At 71.3% G+C, this 15,915-nt stretch carries 11 protein-coding genes and 1 riboswitch; of the genes, 6 read left to right on the top strand and 5 right to left on the bottom strand.

Annotated elements, in window-relative coordinates; translation table 11 throughout:
- Nucleotides 1-273: 273 nt before the first annotated feature.
- Nucleotides 274-627: a hypothetical protein gene (locus ACZ56E_RS07395; protein ID WP_362993363.1), complete on the top strand. Its 354-nt coding sequence runs from the start codon at nt 274-276 to the stop codon at nt 625-627.
- A gap of 174 nt (nt 628-801) precedes the next feature.
- On the top strand, nt 802-1,161 hold the full coding sequence (locus tag ACZ56E_RS07400; RefSeq protein ID WP_471212052.1) for a hypothetical protein: 360 nt from the start codon (nt 802-804) through the stop codon (nt 1,159-1,161).
- A gap of 80 nt (nt 1,162-1,241) precedes the next feature.
- Here the strand turns inward: ACZ56E_RS07400 and ACZ56E_RS07405 are convergent, their stop codons facing one another.
- The gene (locus ACZ56E_RS07405) at nt 1,242-2,480 is read right to left on the bottom strand and encodes a C40 family peptidase (protein ID WP_471212053.1); all 1,239 of its coding nucleotides are present in this window, start codon (nt 2,478-2,480) and stop codon (nt 1,242-1,244) included.
- Nucleotides 2,481-2,488: 8 nt separating this feature from the next.
- Nucleotides 2,489-2,644, bottom strand: a riboswitch (cyclic di-AMP (ydaO/yuaA leader).
- A gap of 256 nt (nt 2,645-2,900) precedes the next feature.
- Between ACZ56E_RS07405 and pcrA the strand changes: the two genes are divergently transcribed.
- Nucleotides 2,901-5,381: a DNA helicase PcrA gene (gene pcrA, locus ACZ56E_RS07410; protein ID WP_471212054.1), complete on the top strand. Its 2,481-nt coding sequence runs from the start codon at nt 2,901-2,903 to the stop codon at nt 5,379-5,381.
- A gap of 36 nt (nt 5,382-5,417) precedes the next feature.
- Here the strand turns inward: pcrA and ACZ56E_RS07415 are convergent, their stop codons facing one another.
- Entirely contained in the window at nt 5,418-6,866 is a 1,449-nt protein-coding gene (locus ACZ56E_RS07415) for a M23 family metallopeptidase (protein WP_471212057.1), read from the bottom strand.
- Nucleotides 6,867-7,095: 229 nt separating this feature from the next.
- On the bottom strand, nt 7,096-8,067 hold the full coding sequence (locus ACZ56E_RS07420; RefSeq protein ID WP_471212058.1) for a lipase family alpha/beta hydrolase: 972 nt from the start codon (nt 8,065-8,067) through the stop codon (nt 7,096-7,098).
- 424 nt (nt 8,068-8,491) lie between these two features.
- On the opposite strand from ACZ56E_RS07420, the gene ACZ56E_RS07425 reads away from it, so the two are divergent.
- On the top strand, nt 8,492-8,902 hold the full coding sequence (locus ACZ56E_RS07425; RefSeq protein WP_471212060.1) for a cobalamin B12-binding domain-containing protein: 411 nt from the start codon (nt 8,492-8,494) through the stop codon (nt 8,900-8,902).
- 57 nt (nt 8,903-8,959) lie between these two features.
- Here the strand turns inward: ACZ56E_RS07425 and ACZ56E_RS07430 are convergent, their stop codons facing one another.
- Nucleotides 8,960-10,573, bottom strand: coding sequence for a DUF5691 domain-containing protein (locus tag ACZ56E_RS07430; protein WP_471212061.1), 1,614 nt, complete (start codon nt 10,571-10,573; stop codon nt 8,960-8,962).
- 95 nt (nt 10,574-10,668) lie between these two features.
- Nucleotides 10,669-12,021, bottom strand: a complete 1,353-nt coding sequence (locus tag ACZ56E_RS07435) for an SWIM zinc finger family protein (protein ID WP_471212063.1) — start codon at nt 12,019-12,021, stop codon at nt 10,669-10,671.
- A gap of 154 nt (nt 12,022-12,175) precedes the next feature.
- On the opposite strand from ACZ56E_RS07435, the gene ACZ56E_RS07440 reads away from it, so the two are divergent.
- Both ACZ56E_RS07440 and ACZ56E_RS07445 read left to right on the top strand, forming a co-directional pair.
- Nucleotides 12,176-13,300 carry an ATP-binding protein gene (locus tag ACZ56E_RS07440; protein ID WP_471212065.1) on the top strand — a complete coding sequence of 375 codons (1,125 nt, stop codon included), beginning with the start codon at nt 12,176-12,178 and terminating at the stop codon, nt 13,298-13,300.
- The gene (locus ACZ56E_RS07445) at nt 13,297-15,795 is read left to right on the top strand and encodes a DUF5682 family protein (RefSeq protein WP_471212068.1); all 2,499 of its coding nucleotides are present in this window, start codon (nt 13,297-13,299) and stop codon (nt 15,793-15,795) included. The genes ACZ56E_RS07440 and ACZ56E_RS07445 overlap by 4 nt, the downstream gene beginning before the upstream one ends.
- Nucleotides 15,796-15,915: the final 120 nt, after the last annotated feature.

The following is a 15,915-nucleotide window of genomic DNA, read 5'->3' on the forward strand; positions in this document are numbered from 1 at the left end:
GGCGACCGACGGCCGTCCCGGGTCGGACGGCGGTTGGGGAGCCGGTCACCTGGTGGAGGACGCTAAACCTGGCTGTCACGGGTTGGTGAGGGATTGTGCGCAACTGGCGGAAGTGGGCGCACAGTGACCGACAACGACCGTGCCGCTCACGGGACGACGGCGGCTTGGCGCGCGGCCGCGACCGATGGCCCGTTTCCGGCTTGCCCGGCCGGAGTGTCGTGCTACGGGGGCGCCTGCCGCACCCGGCCTGAGGCCCGGCTAGGCTCCGGCCCCATGGACCTACTCATCCATCTCTTCGTCGGCCTGCACATCATCGGAATCGCCTCGCTCCTGGGCGGCTTCCTGACCCAGATGAAGCAGATGGGCCAGGGCACCGCGCGCTTCAGCCCCGGCATGCTGCACGGCGCGTTGATCATGCTCGTCACCGGTGTGGTTCTGGTGGGCCTCAACCAGGCGGACGACAACACGGTCAACAACGTCAAGATCGGCATCAAGCTGGCCCTGCTGATCGTGATCCTCGCGCTGGTCTATGTGAAGCGGGACGAGGAAAAGGTCGACAAGGGCATGTTCGGTGCGGTCGGCCTGCTGACCACGGCGAACATCTTCATCGCGGTGCTGTGGACCTGAGTTCTATGCGAACAGGCCACTGCCGCGGAGGGATGACGGGTGTCGTGAGGGCGGGCATGATGGTCGCCATGGTCAACACACGAAAGGCCCATGCCTCGTAGGCGCCCTTCGCAGGTCCGTCGTGACCTGCCACGACCCTTACGGCAATGGGAACGAAGAGCCACGGTGCCCGGCTTGTCGTCCCGTGTACTGGCGGAGATCGCTCGCATCGAGCGGCGGCGCTTATGGATTGGCGCCACCCACGAAGCTCTGGGGCAGTGGCAGAAAATCTGTCGACGCCCTGGACGTGGCGTGATGTACACGAGGGCGACGCAGTACGACAACTGCTACCACTACGAAACAGGCGAGGACATCGGTCCCGAGCGGTGCCGGGACGTCCTGGAAACGCTCCTCCATGCCCTTTCTTCGAGAGCCGCTCGAGACCTGCGGGCGCTCATTGAGCCGCTCGACGAGCAGTTCCTGAGGCGAACCGTGAAAGATCCGTTCGCGCCGCCGGATGCGCCGTGGTGGATGAGCCGAGTCAAGCGCCCGTGAGCCCGCGTGGCCCGCATCCGGGGAGGATGCGGGCCACGCGCGCGTAGAGGGTGTCTCGGGCCCTGGGAGGGGGTTCGTTCTCAGGCGGGGCGGACCACGCTGTGGATCGGCATGTAGTAGATCGACTCGACGCGGACGTTCGCGCCCGGCTTCGGGGCGTGGATCATCTTGCCGTTGCCGATGTAGATCCCCACGTGACTGATGTCGTCGTAGAAGAACACCAGGTCACCCGGCTTGGCGTCGGCGGTCTTCACGGTCGTGCCGACCTTCACCTGGTCCCACGTGGTGCGCGGCAGGGAGATCCCCGCGGCCTTCCACGCGTCCTGCGTGAGTCCGGAGCAGTCGTAGGAGTCGGGGCCGGTGGCGCCCCAGACGTACGGCTTGCCGATCTGGGCCTCCGCGAAATCGATGACCTTCGCGGCCTTGGTGGCGTAGCTGCCGTCGGTGCTTCCCGAGCCCGAACCGGAGCCTGAACCGGAGCCCGAGCCCGAGCCTGATCCCGTGTCGGAGCCAGATCCGGAGCCAGATCCGGAGCCGGAACCGGAACCCTGGCCGGCCTCGCGCTCCTTCTCCCGCTGCGCCGCCTCCTCGGCCTTCCGCTCCCGCTCCGCCTCCGCGGCCTGCTCACGGGCCAGCCTCTCGGCCTTGCGTTTGGCCTCCTGCTTCTTCTTCCGCTCGATCTCCGCGAGCCGCGCCTTCTCCTCGGCGGTCAGCTTCGAGAGGAGCTCACGCGCGTCACCCAGCTTCTTCTGGACGGTCCGCTTGCTCGTCCTCAGGTCGTCCCGCGAGTCGCTCAGCGTCTCGAGGCTCTTCGCGGCCTTCGTGCGCTGCTTGGTCGCCGACGCCTGCTGCGCCTGGTAGTCGTCGACCGCCTTCTTCTGGCGCGTGGTGAGCCGGTCCGCCAGGTGGTTCTGGTCGAAGTAGCCCTGCGGATCGTCGGCGAGCATCATCGTGGCCGTCTCGGAGACGGCGCCGGTGCGGTACTGGGCGGCGGCGAACGAGCCGAGCTCCTCGCGCGCGTCGTTCAGCTCGTCCGTGCGTGTGGCCACGTCGTCGAGCAGACGGTCGACCTTCTTGCGCTGCTTGTCGGTGCGCTCCTTGGCCGAGTTGTACTTCTGGGTGGCCACGCCGGCCTGCCGGTAGAGCTCGTCGACCTTCTTCTGGACCTCTTCGAGGCTGGGCTTCGTCGGCGCGGAGGGCGCCGCCTGCGCGCTCTGTGCCAGGAGGGCGACGGAGGTGAGGGCTGCCGTCGTGATGCCGACGGCGGGGGCCGTGCGTATGCCGGCTGTACGGGTCCGCGGCTTGCGGTGCGACGCCAAGGGAGGCGACTCCTTCCGTAGACCGCCTACCGGGTTAGCTGTCGGGTTCGGGCGGGTGGTTCGGAAGGCTGCCCTACAGTCCCGTACTTCGTACGGGACCGATTCACCCCAAGGTTCTGGTGGGTCCCCGGCTCCGAACGTGTCGGACTCGGCGGAGGCCACCCGTTCCCGGCGGGGTTCGCCGGTGGGAGGGCGAGTGGCCCGCCGGGCACGCTAGCCAACCCGTGTGGCTCCTGTGAAGGTTGATGTTCGATATGCCCGATACATTTTCGTGACTTTACGAGACCCTTGACGCGGACACGATGGAGACACGGAGAGACGTAGCGGATCGTGATCGTCCGTGAGCGCGGAGTGGGAAGTCCGGGGTGTGTCCGGAACCCGCAGCGGGTTGTCAGTGGGGCCGCCTAGACTCGGGAGGCGATGAGCAGCCTCTTTGATGACAGCTTCCTGGCGGACCTGCAGCCCTCCCGGGCCGCGGACGAAGCGCCCCCGCCGCCGCCCGAGGACAGCGCTCCGGAGCCCATTCCGGACGACTTGTTCGACGGGAAGTTCGACGCGCCCATGACCCGCGAGTCGCACTACCGCGACGGTGCCCCGCGCCCGGTCATCGACCCGGCGTCCCTCCTCGACGGGCTGAACGAGAACCAGCGCGCGGCCGTCGTGCACGCCGGCTCCCCGCTGCTCATCGTGGCCGGCGCCGGCTCCGGCAAGACCCGGGTGCTGACCCACCGCATCGCGTACCTCCTCGCCGAGCGCGGCGTGCACCCGGGCCAGATCCTCGCGATCACCTTCACGAACAAGGCCGCGGGCGAGATGAAGGAGCGCGTCGAGCAGCTCGTCGGCCCCCGGGCGAACGCGATGTGGGTCTCCACCTTCCACAGCGCCTGCGTCCGCATCCTGCGCCGCGAGTACAAGAAACTGGGCTTCACCTCCTCCTTCTCGATCTACGACGCCGCGGACTCCAAGCGCCTCATGGCCCTGGTCTGCCGCGACCTGGACCTCGACCCGAAGAAGTTCCCGCCGAAGTCCTTCAGCGCCAAGATCTCGAACCTGAAGAACGAGCTGATCGACGAGGAGGACTTCGCCGGGCAGGCCGCCGACGGCTTCGAGAAGACCCTCGCCCAGGCCTACGCGATGTACCAGTCCCGCCTCCGCGAGGCGAACGCGCTGGACTTCGACGACCTGATCATGACGACGGTCCACCTGCTGCGCGCCTTCCCGGACGTCGCCGAGCACTACAGGCGCCGCTTCCGGCACGTCATGGTCGACGAGTACCAGGACACCAACCACGCCCAGTACGCCTTGGTGCGCGAGCTCGTCGGCCCCTCCGGAGGCGACGAGGACGACCCGGCCGAGCTGTGCGTCGTGGGTGACGCGGACCAGTCGATCTACGCCTTCCGCGGCGCCACCATCCGCAACATCCTCCAGTTCGAGGAGGACTACACCGACGCGACGACGATCCTCCTGGAGCAGAACTACCGCTCCACACAGACGATCCTCACCGCGGCGAACGCGGTCATCGAGCGGAACGAGAGCCGCCGCCCCAAGAACCTCTGGACCAACCAGGGCGCGGGCGCCCGCATCACCGGATACGTCGCCGACACCGAGCACGACGAGGCCCAGTTCGTCGCCGACGAGATCGACCGCCTCACCGACGCGGGCGAGGCCAAGGCCGGCGACGTCGCGATCTTCTACCGGACGAACGCCCAGTCCCGTGTCTTCGAAGAGATCTTCATCCGCGTCGGCCTGCCCTACAAGGTCGTCGGCGGCGTCCGCTTCTACGAGCGCAAGGAGGTCCGCGATGTGCTGGCCTACCTGCGTGTTCTCGCCAACCCCGAGGACGCGGTCCCGCTGCGCCGCATCCTGAACGTGCCGAAGAGGGGCATCGGCGACCGCGCCGAAGCCATGATCGACGCGCTCTCGCAGCGAGAGAAGATCTCCTTCCCGCAGGCCCTGCGCCGCGTCGACGAGGCGTACGGAATGGCGGCCCGCTCCACCAACGCCGTCAAGCGTTTCAACACGCTCATGGAGGAGCTGCGGACCATCGTCGAGTCCGGCGCGGGTCCGGCCGTCGTCCTGGAAGCCGTGCTCGAACGGACCGGGTACCTCGCCGAGTTGCAGGCCTCGACCGACCCGCAGGACGAGACGCGCATCGAGAACCTCCAGGAGCTCGCCGCCGTCGCGCTGGAGTTCGAGCAGGACAACAGCGCAGCTGCCGCCGAGGGCGAGGAGGGGGCCGCCCCGGCCGGCACGCTCTCCGACTTCCTGGAGCGCGTCGCCCTGGTCGCCGACTCCGACCAGATCCCCGACGAGGAGGACGACGGCTCCGGAGTCATCACGCTCATGACCCTGCACACCGCCAAGGGCCTCGAATTCCCCGTGGTGTTCCTGACCGGCATGGAGGACGGCGTCTTCCCGCACATGCGCGCCCTCGGGCAGGTCAAGGAGCTGGAGGAGGAGCGCCGCCTCGCGTACGTCGGCATCACACGCGCGCGTGAACGGCTCTATCTGACGCGGTCCTCGATGCGCAGCGCCTGGGGCCAGCCGTCGTACAACCCGCCGTCGCGTTTCCTCGAGGAGATCCCGGACACGCACCTGGACTGGAAGCGGACCGGCTCGATGGGCGCGCCCGCGTCGTCCGGGCCCGTCGCGGGAATCGCCTCGACGCTGTCCTCCTCGCGCTCGCGTTCCGGCGGGGCGCAGGGCTTCGCCACGCGCCGCGCGTCGGAGAAGCCGGTGGTGTCGCTCGCCGTCGGCGACCGGGTCACGCACGACCAGTTCGGCCTCGGGACCGTGGTCGGGGTGAAGGGGACGGGTGCGAACGCCGAGGCGACGGTGGACTTCGGAGAGCCCAAGCCGAAGCGTCTGCTGCTGAGGTACGCGCCGGTGGAGAAGCTCTGACGTCTGGGGTGGCGGTCGGAGAGTGACCCCAGGGGGTTACGTCGGGTCGAGGCCGTGGCTGCGCAGCCACGGCAGCGGGTCGATCGCCGAGCCGCCGCCGGGCCGCACCTCGAAGTGGAGGTGCGGTCCTGTGGAGTTGCCGGAGTTCCCGGAGAAGGCGATGGGTTCGCCCGCCTTCACTGGACCGCTGGAGATCTTGTGCGTGGAGAGGTGGCAGTACCACGTCTCCGTGCCGTCCTTGGCGGTGACGATCGCCATGTTGCCGTAGGCGCTGTTCCACTTCGTCGACACGGTGCCGTCGGTCGCGGCGAAGACTTCCGAGCCGTACGACACCGGGAAGTCGATGCCGGAGTGCGCGGACATCCAGTTGACGCCCGCCTGGCCGTAGTAGGCGCTCAGGCCGTGCTGCTTCACCGGCAGAGCGAACTTGGGGCGCAGCCGCTCCTTGCGCGCCGCCTCGGCTGCCGCCTTCTTCTGGGCGGCCACCTTCTCCGCCTTGAGGTCGATGCGTTCCTGTGTGCGGCTCGCGCGGTCCGCGAAGTCGCCAGCGTCGGCGGAGAGGTTCGCCAGCTGGGTGTCCAGCTTGTTGTTGGCGGCAGAGGGCTGCACGGACGTGGCGTCCGGAGCCGATGCCGCCGTTTCCTTCTTCTCGTCGTCCCCGCCGAAGCTGCCCACGGAGGCGGCGGCCACACCGGCGACGCCCATCACGCAGGCCGAGGGCACCGCGACGGTGAACAGGGCGGAGCGCTTGGCGGGGCTACGGCGGCGGGTCCTGGAGCGGCCGCCGTCGGCACCGCCGCTCTTTCCGCGGGAGGCGCGGGAAGAGCGGGGTGCGGCGCTCCGGGAGTCCGCGGCGGCCGGTTCGGTATCCGTGGTCCCGTACGCGGCGTCGGCGTCCGCGTCGAGCGCGTACTGGTCGAGGTCGGGCTGCTCCGCCTCGTGCGGCGGGGCCGCGTCGTGCGGGTCGTACGCGCTCGTGTCGAAGGTCTGCGTGTCCCACTCGCCGGTCTGGGGCGTCTGATCCCAGGCGGCGGTGTCCCACTGGCCCGTGGAGTCGGGGCCCGGCTGCGCGGGGATGTCGGCGAGCTGCTGGTAGCCACCGGTCGACCACATGGACGCGGTGTCGTAGCTGCCGGTGTCGTACGTCTCGGCGTAGTACTGCGCGGCGTACGGGTCCTCGGCGAGCGTCGTCCGCTGGGGCGGGGCCGTGGTGGCCGTGGTGGTCTCCCACTGGCCCGTGTCGTGCCCGGTGCCGGGCATGTCACCGAAGAGCGGGTCGGTGGCGAAAGTACCGGTGTCGAAGCTTCCGGTCTCGAAGCTTCCGGTGTCGAAACCGGTGGTGGCGAAGGTGCCGGTGGAGTAGCTGTCGTAGCCGTAGCCGCCGTGCTGGGCGCTCTGTTGGTCGTACGTCGGGTAGTGCGGTTGGTCGGCGCCGGGTGCCGAGGACGGGGGAGTCGAGCTCCCCGACGGGTGACGGTCGTTCACCAACTTCTCTTTCGCCTCGGCAGCAGGGGCAGAGCAGTGCGGCGACTGTACCCGGCGGTATACGGGCGCGACAATCTTCGGCAGGTTTCACGGTTTCAGGAAACGGGCATTCGGCCGCCTTTCGGGGGACTGTGGGCACAGCCTTGGCTCTGCGTTCGAGGTCCGTTCGATAGACGCGGAGGTGAATGGGGGCGTGGGAGTGGAAAGTGACGGATGAGGTGCGCCCCGGTCAGGCGACCGTCAGTCCGCTCGGCGCGCTCTTGGCGTCGGCTCCCGGATTCGCCAGGTCGAGTGCCTGGCGTATGCCGTTCGCGACGGCGGGGTGCACGGGCAGCGCGAGATGACCGATGCCGGTCACGCGTACGTTCTGCGCGAGGAGGTCGGGGTGGTCGACGCAGGCCGTCTCCAGCGGGTCCATGATCTGGTCCAGGTCGCTCCAGAAACTCACGAACTGCGTGCGGCAGTCCGGTGCCGGCTCCTTGAGTTCCTGGATCACTTCGGAGCCCGGGCGCATCTGCCGGACGATCGGGTGGGCGTCCGCGAGCGGCACGACGCGGGTGCCGGCGTGCGGGGTGCCGAGCGTGACCAGCGTGCGGACGCGTGCGTCACCGTCGAGCCGCTGTACGTAGTAGCGGGCGATCAGGCCGCCGAGGCTGTGCCCGACGATGTCCACCCGGGCGTGTCCCGTGCGCTCGCAGATCTCTTCGATGTGGCGGCCGAGCAGCTCGGCGGCGACGCGGATGTCGCAGGTCAACGGGGAGTAGTTGAGGGTCTCGACCCGGCGGCCGTGTTGGGAGAGCGCGCGGCGCAGCAGTACGAAGACGGAGCGGTTGTCGATGAAGCCGTGCAGGAGCAGGACTGGAGGCCTGCCGTCCGGGGGGAGACGGGGCGCGCCGGCGGGCGGCTGGATCGGGGCCGACCTGCGCTCCTGGGCGATGCCCGAGGGGTACAGGAGCAGGTGGCCCGCGAGGATCGTCAGCTCCAGAGCGGTCGCTTTCAGCAGGGCCACGGAGAGGCCGGCCACTTTGGCCGGCAGGGCGGGGAGGGACGGCAGGGCGGGGAGAGACGGGAGAGACGCGAGGGACGGGAGGGGCAGGAGGGATGGGAGCGCCGGGAGTGGGGTCAGGCCGAGGATCTTCGGCAGCAGCGAACCGAGTGGACGAAAGGGCCGGGCCCCTGCGTGGGCCTTCGTGACCGGCATCGTCGACCTCCCGTTTGGCGCACGGAAGGGAGGCTCTGTCCCCCGTGTGCCCTAGGGGGAGTCGTGGTCGAGGAGTCGGCTGTGCGATGGCGATCCCGGCCACCGCGCTGCGGTGACTCCGTGCCCCCGTTGCATCGCCGATGCGCGGTGTCACCACGCCGTGCGGCTGCCGGCGCGGTGGACCGGCGTCTCGTTGCGGCTCCCCTCGCGCCTGGTCCGGATGCGGAGCGTGAACCCCTGGGTTGCGGACGGGCGCGCAGCGAATGTGTCCCACGTGTGATTTCCCCCTCGCTCTCCACCGCGAAACTGCCGCTTGCGCGATGCTGGGGATAACGTTCGTTCACTTCCCCGGCCGGTGCGGTGCGGGGTATCTGTGCCGGGGACAGACTGTTGTCGGTACGGATATCGGTACATGGAGGCAGTGATGGGTGTGGCAGCCGGGCCGATCCGCGTGGTGGTCGCCAAGCCGGGGCTCGACGGGCACGATCGCGGGGCCAAGGTGATCGCGCGGGCGTTGCGTGACGCCGGTATGGAGGTCATCTACACCGGGCTGCACCAGACGCCCGAGCAGGTGGTGGACACCGCGATCCAGGAGGACGCCGACGCGATCGGCCTCTCCATCCTCTCCGGAGCGCACAACACGCTGTTCGCGCGCGTGTTGGAGCTCTTGAAGGAACGGGACGCGGAGGACATCAAGGTGTTTGGTGGTGGCATCATCCCGGAGGCGGACATCGAACCGCTGAAGGAGAAGGGCGTCGCGGAGATCTTCACGCCCGGGGCCACCACCACGTCGATCGTGGAGTGGGTTCGGGGGAACGTGCGACAGGCCGCCTGAGCACTTCCCCATCGCTCGCTCGCTCGCCCGTCGCGGTCCGTGTCGTATCGGTGGGCGTCATGGCGGTGGGGGAAGTTCGTCGCGTATCGCCGCGCGTAGGCGCAGGGTGGTGACCAGGCGCTGGAACGCTTCCGACCAGTAGCTTCCCGCGCCGGGTGACGCGTCCTCCGATTCGTCGGGGAGCGCGGTGAGCGCTTCCAGGCGGACCGCCTCGGCCGGGTCCAGACAGCGCTCGGCCAGGCCCATCACTCCGCTGAAGCTCCACGGGTAACTGCCCGCGTCGCGCGCGATGTTCAGGGAGTCGACCACGGCCCGCCCAAGAGGGCCGGCCCAGGGGACCGCGCAGACGCCGAGCAGTTGGAACGCCTCCGACAGGCCGTGTGCCGCTATGAACCCCGCCACCCAGTCCGCGCGCTCAGCGGCCGGCAGGGAGGCGAGCAGTTTGGCTCGCTCGGCGAGCGACACGGCGCCCGGACCCGCCGCGTCGGGTGAGGCGGGGGCGCCCAGGAGCGCTCTGGACCAGGCGACGTCACGTTGACGTACGGCCGCGCGGCACCACGCGGCGTGCAGTTCGCCCCGCCAGTCGTCGGCCACGGGGAGCGCCACGATCTCCGTGGGGGTGCGGTTGCCGAGCCGGGGCGGCCAGGTGGCGAGCGGGGCCGATTCCACGAGCTGGCCGAGCCACCAGGAGCGCTCGCCCCGCCCGGCGGGGGGCTTCGGGACGACGCCGTCCCGCTCCATGCCCGCGTCGCACTCGTGCGGCGCCTCGACGGTGAGGGTCGGTGTGTGCGATGTGTGGTCGATGGCCACGCAGGAGGCGGCACGTGCCGACATCCGGCCTGCCAGAGCCGATTCGGGGAGCGCGGACAGCAGTTCTGCCGCTGTGGCGCGGACGTTCCGGCTGCGGTCCGTGAGGGCCTGCTCCAGGAAGGGTTCGTCCGCGGCGGAGAGGCCCGTGCGCAGCGAGTCGAGGAACATCAGCCGGTCCTCCGCCCGCTCCGTCGGCCAGGTGGAGGCGAGCAGGTCGAGGGCCATGCGGGCGTCGTCCGCGCGCAGCGCGGTGAGGAGCGCCACGCGCTCGGCGAAGAGGCCCTCCTCCCAGAGCTGCCTGACTCTCTCTGCGTCGCCGGTGGACGGGAGCGCCACGCCGCCTCCCGGGGTGGCGCGGAGTGCGAACTTCCAGTCGGGGTTCAGGCGGGCCAGCCAGAGCGCTCTGGGGCCCGCGAAGGTGAGTGCCTGGGGGCGCAGGTCCGTGCGGCCGCGGGCGGCGTTCAGGAGGGCGGGCAGGAGCTCCGGTGGTGCGCCGTAGCCTCGCGCGTTGGCCAGGGCCAGCCACTGGGGCAGGAGCTCCATCAGGTCGGGTGCGGAGCCGCGGCGGCCGCCGCTGCCGGTGCCGGGCTGGTCGGTGAGCAGCGTCGCGAGCCTGCGTCCGGCCGCCGGCGGCACCTGTGGCCTGGGGTCGTCCGCGGCGGGCTCGGGTGGCGTGGCGGCCGCGGCCGGGCGCAGGCCCGCCCTGCGGCGCACCGTCTGCACCGCCGCCGCGTCCAGGAGGGCGAGTGGCGCCTCCTTGCCGTGGGCGTGGAGGGCGGCCGGCAGCGCGCGGCGGTCGGTGCCCAGCAAGGCTGCCGTGACCAGGTCGTCCCAGGCAGGGGCGGGGGGTGGAGTGGGCATGCGTGTCTCCTGGTGTGCGGTTGTCCCCAGGTGTGCGTTGGTCACCAGCTGTGTGGTTGGCCTCTGGCATGTGTTTGTCCTCTGGCGTGCGGTTGTCAGCACAGCGACACCGGATGCCGTGAGTCCTTCTGCCAGGCCGTGAGCGGGGTGAAGCCCTTATGGCCGCACTCGCCGAACACCGTCAGCGGTGCCCCTCCGGAGAGGGAGACCAGACGCCATAGGCCTGGCCTGGATATGGCGGCTGGGGACAGGGGGAGGGCGGTGGTGCCCTCGGAGTCCGTCAGTTGCCAGGAGTCTTCGTGCGGGGTCGGTATCACCTCGACGAGCGTGACGGGCCAGGACTCCAGCCATGGGTCGCCGAGCAGCGCCTCGCCGTATCGGGCGGTGGCCTCTTCCGTCCGTACGCCCGGGGGGCGGTGTGCGGTGGGTGTCGGCGCCGCGAACTGTTCGCCCAGGTCCGCGCGCGGCTGGGACGCGCCCGGATAGGCGGTCACCTCGGCGTCGAGCGCGAGGCCCACCGGGAGGGCGAGCGTGGGTGCGCGGCCCGCCGCGCCGTACGAGAGGAGCAGCGCGGTGCGGCCGGATTCCGTGCCGTACAGCCATATGCGGCGTGTGGTGAGCCTGCTGTCCGACGTGTCGTACTGGGCGAGGACCAGCCAGTGGTCCCGCAACGGTGGGCCCTCCGGGTGCGCGGGCAGGCCGACGTGCGAGCGCACGGTGGCCGCAAGATCGGCCGGCAGCCGGTCGCGGTGGAGCCAGCCCTGGTCGAGGAGGTGGAGCAGCGCGCACTCCTCCAACAGGCGCGCGGGCCAGCCGGGGCCGGAGGACGGAATCGCACCCAATTCCCTTACCCGAGCGGCGAGTCCCGGCGCCTGCGCGTCGACCATGCGGGCCGCCGTCTCCTCCCACGCGCCGTACCCCGCCTGCTCGGCCGAGGCGGTGCCGCTGCGGAGCAGGTCGGACAGGCGCTGCTCCAGCTCCGACGCCCCCGCGGTGATCCGCTCGGCCCGCTTCTCGGCTCTTCTACGCGCCGCCTCCGGGTCTGCCGCGGCCGCGGGCGCCGCAGCCGGACTCCGCTTGCCCTCGGCCTTTCTGCGGCGTGACGCGAGCCATTCCTCGGCCCAGAGCGGCGGTTCCCCGCCTTCCGGCACGGTGCCGTCCGCGCCCGCCCAGACCAGCAGCAGCCCCAGCGCGTGCTTGCACGGGAACTTGCGGCTCGGACAACTGCACTTGTACGCCGGGCCCGCTGTGTCCGCGATGTCGACGACCGTCTGATACGGCTTGCTGCCACTGCCCTTGCACAGCCCCCACACCGTCCCCTCGCCAGAACTGCCCGCCTCCGACCATGGGCCGGCGACGCCGAGTTTGCTTCCCGCCTTGCGTGACGGCGCGTCAGGAGCCAGTGCCAGCACCTGATCCGCCGTCCAGCGCACCCCCTGCTGAGTCATGTCTCGAAGGTATGCGCAGCCACTGACAATCGGGCCGGTTGCGGGTGTTTGTACAGGTCAGCGGCTTGCGGAGGGTGATTGTCAGTGGCGTGGTGCACCGTGGAGACATATCCGGGCCAGATGCGGCCCGGACGAGCTGGAGGGGGATCGCTCCATGACCGTTTCCGTCGACTCGACGACGTCCGCGACCGCGAATCCGTCGGGCGCCCTGCGGCCGCACGCCGAGCACGTCTTCGCCGCCGAACTGGCCGCGCTCGCCGCCCAGGACGACCGGCCGAGGCCGCAGCGGTGGAAGCTCTCGCCGTGGGCCGTCGCCACCTATCTGCTCGGCGGCACCCTGCCCGACGGCGCGGTGATCACGCCGAAGTACGTCGGGCCGCGACGCATCGTCGAGGTCGCCGTCACCACCCTCGCCACCGACCGTGCCCTGCTGCTGCTCGGCGTCCCCGGCACCGCCAAGACATGGGTGTCCGAGCACCTCGCGGCGGCCGTCAGCGGCGACTCGACCCTGCTCGTCCAGGGCACCGCGGGCACACCCGAGGAAGCCATCCGGTACGGCTGGAACTACGCCCAGCTGCTCGCGCACGGCCCCAGCCGCGACGCCCTCGTGCCCAGCCCCGTCATGCGGGCGATGGCGGAGGGCATGACGGCACGCGTCGAAGAGCTGACCCGCATCCCGGCCGACGTGCAGGACACGCTGATCACGATCCTGTCGGAAAAGACGCTGCCCATCCCGGAGTTGGGGCAGGAGCAGCAGGCCGTGCGCGGCTTCAACCTCATCGCCACGGCCAACGACCGCGACCGCGGGGTCAACGACTTGTCGAGCGCCCTGCGCCGCCGCTTCAACACCGTCGTCCTGCCGCTGCCCGAGAGCGCCGACGCCGAGGTCGACATCGTCTCGCGGCGCGTCGACCAGATCGGCCGCTCCCTCGACCTGCCCACGGGCCCGGAAGGTATCGACGAGATACGCCGTGTCGTCACCGTCTTCCGCGAGCTCCGCGACGGCGTGACGGCCGACGGGCGTACGAAACTGAAGTCGCCCAGCGGCACGCTGTCCACGGCCGAGGCGATCTCCGTCGTCACCAACGGGCTCGCGCTGGCCACTCACTTCGGGGACGGCGTCCTGCGCCCCGGTGATGTCGCGGCCGGCATCCTCGGCGCCGTCGTGCGTGACCCGGCGGCGGACCGTGTCATCTGGCAGGAGTACCTGGAGGCGGTCGTGCGGGAGCGCGACGGGTGGAAGGACTTCTACCGCGCGTGCCGCGAGGTGAGCGCATGACGAGGGCGTTGGAACCGCTGCTGCTCGGGGTGCGGCACCACGGGCCGGGCTCCGCGCGTGCGGTGCGGGCGGCGCTCGACGCGGGGCGGCCCGACGCCGTGCTCGTGGAGGGCCCGCCCGAGGCCGACGCCCTGGTGCGGCTCGCCGCCGACGAGGGGATGCGGCCGCCGGTGGCGCTGCTCGCCCATGTCGTGGACCAGCCGGGCCGTTCGGCGTTCTGGCCGCTCGCCGAGTTCTCTCCGGAGTGGGTTGCCATCAAGTGGGCCCTGGGGCGGGGGGCGACGGTGCGTTTCATCGATCTGCCCGCGGCTCACTCACTCGCTCTGCGTACGGAGGCGGAAGAGGGCGTCGAGGAGGCGCCCCTGGGGGAGGAGGGGGGTGGTGCCGAGGTGCCGCTTGGGGAGGAGGGCGGCGGTGGGGAGGACGGGAGCGCGGGGGACGTGCGGATCGATCCCATCGGCGTCCTGGCCGAGACCGCGGGGTACGACGACCCTGAGCGCTGGTGGGAGGACGTCGTCGAGCACCGGGGGGCGGACGGTGACGCGTTCGCGCCGTTCGAGGCGCTGGGCGACGCGATGGGGGCGCTGCGCGAGGCCTACGGGGACGGCGGGCACGACCGTGACCTGGTGCGCGAGGCGTACATGCGACTCCAGGTCCGCGCCGCGCAGAAGGAGTTCGGGCCCGAGCGGGTCGCCGTGGTGTGCGGGGCCTGGCACGTCCCCGCGCTGCAGCGGAAGGTCACCGTGGCCGCCGACCGGGCGCTGCTCAAGGGGCTGCCCAAGGTGAAGGCCGAGATGACGTGGGTGCCGTGGACCCACCGCAGGCTGTCCCGCGCCAGCGGGTACGGCGCGGGGATCACCTCGCCCGGTTGGTACGGGCATCTGTTCGGCGCGCCCGACCGGCCCGTCGAGCGGTGGATGACGAAGGTCGCGGGGCTGTTGCGCGACGAGGGCATGCTCGTCTCGTCCGCGCACGTCATCGAGGCGGTGCGGCTCGCCGACACGCTGGCCGCGATGCGGGGGCGGCCGCTGGCCGGACTGACCGAGACGACCGACGCCGTGCGTGCGGTGATGTGCGACGGCTCCGATGTGCCGCTCGCGCTCGTGCACGACAAGCTCGTCGTGGGCGATGTGCTGGGCGAGGTGCCCGAGTCGGCGCCCGCGGTGCCGCTGCAGCGGGACCTCACGCGGTTGCAGCGCACGCTGCGGCTCAAGCCGGAGGCGGCGGAGCGGGAGCTGGAGCTCGACCTCCGCAAGGAGACGGACGCCGCGCGCAGCAGACTGCTGCACCGGCTGCGGCTGCTCGGCGTCCACTGGGGGGAGCCGGCTGTGTCCCGGGGGAGCACGGGGACGTTCCGGGAGACCTGGCGGCTGCGGTGGGAGCCGGAGCTCTCCGTGCGGGTCGCGGAGGCGGGGGTGTGGGGGACCACGGTCCTCGCCGCGGCCTCGGGCAAGGCCTCGTCCGACGCGGTCGACGCCTCGGCACTCGCCGAGGTCACCGCGCTCGCCGAGCGGTGTCTGCTGGCCGAGCTGCCGGACGCCCTGCCCGTGGTGATGCGGGTGCTGGCGGACCGGGCGGCGCTGGACGCGGATGTCGGGCACCTCGCGCAGGCGTTGCCCGCGCTGGTGCGGTCCCTTCGGTACGGGGATGTCCGGGGGACCGGCACGGAGGCTCTCGGCGGGGTGGCCCTGGGGCTCGCCGAGCGGATCTTCGTGGGGTTGCCGCCCGCGTGCGCGGGGCTGGACGCGGAGGCGGCCGTGGAGATGCGGGGGCATGTGGACGCCGTTCACGGGGCGGTGGGGCTGCTCGGCGACATCAGCCCGGGCCCGGCTGTGGGGCCGTCGCCCCGGGCTTCGGCGCCCGGGGCGGTGGACATGGCACCCGCGGCGGCGGGGCGGGGGGTGCGGGAGCGCTGGCACTCCGTGCTTCGGGTGCTGGGGCAGCGGGACACGGTCGCGGGGGTTGTACGGGGGCGGAGCGTGCGGCTGTTGCTGGACGCGGGGGCGTTGGGGGATGAGGAGGTCGCTCGGCTCATGGGGCTCGCGCTGTCCCGGGGGAGCGCGCCCGCCGAAGGGGCCGCCTGGATCGAGGGGTTCGTCGGAGGCGGTTCCGGCGGCGGGATGCTGCTGGTGCACGACGAGCGACTGCTCGGCCTGGTCGACGACTGGCTGAGCGGGGTGTCGGACAGCGCCTTCACCGACGTACTGCCGTTGCTGCGGCGCACTTTCTCGGCGTACGAACCGGGGGTGCGGCGGACGTTGGGCGAGCTGGTGAGACGGGGGCCGGCGGGGGCCGGAGCCGGGGCGGGGCGCGTGGGGAGCGGATCCGCGAGCGGGGCAGGGGGAGGCCTCCCCGGCTTCGCCGATGAGGTCGACCCCGCACGCGCGGACGCCGTGGTGCCGATCGTGCGGCTGCTGCTGGGCTTGGTGACGGAGGCAGAAGGGGGAGCGGGGGCGGGGGGCAACGGCAACGACTGTGTGGGGGTGGCGGGATGAGTGGGGTGGCTGGTGGGCGGCTGCGCCGGTGGCGGCTGGTGCTGGGTGGGGGAGGCCTCGACGGGATGGCGGTGGAGGTCAGCGGTAACGGCTGCTTGGAGGTGGCGGGGTGAGTGGGAT

It is taken from the genome of Streptomyces sp. NPDC039480 (genome assembly GCF_055597165.1).

Excerpts from the sequence above, each read along its gene's own strand:
- ACZ56E_RS07395 (WP_362993363.1), top strand. The coding sequence starts at position 274 with ATGGACCTACTCATCCATCTCTTCGTCGGCCTGCACATCATCGGAATC.
- pcrA (WP_471212054.1), top strand. The coding sequence starts at position 2,901 with ATGAGCAGCCTCTTTGATGACAGCTTCCTGGCGGACCTGCAGCCCTCC.
- ACZ56E_RS07420 (WP_471212058.1), bottom strand. The coding sequence starts at position 8,067 with ATGCCGGTCACGAAGGCCCACGCAGGGGCCCGGCCCTTTCGTCCACTC.
- ACZ56E_RS07425 (WP_471212060.1), top strand. The coding sequence starts at position 8,492 with ATGGGTGTGGCAGCCGGGCCGATCCGCGTGGTGGTCGCCAAGCCGGGG.
- ACZ56E_RS07430 (WP_471212061.1), bottom strand. The coding sequence starts at position 10,573 with ATGCCCACTCCACCCCCCGCCCCTGCCTGGGACGACCTGGTCACGGCA.
- ACZ56E_RS07435 (WP_471212063.1), bottom strand. The coding sequence starts at position 12,021 with ATGACTCAGCAGGGGGTGCGCTGGACGGCGGATCAGGTGCTGGCACTG.
- ACZ56E_RS07440 (WP_471212065.1), top strand. The coding sequence starts at position 12,176 with ATGACCGTTTCCGTCGACTCGACGACGTCCGCGACCGCGAATCCGTCG.
- ACZ56E_RS07445 (WP_471212068.1), top strand. The coding sequence starts at position 13,297 with ATGACGAGGGCGTTGGAACCGCTGCTGCTCGGGGTGCGGCACCACGGG.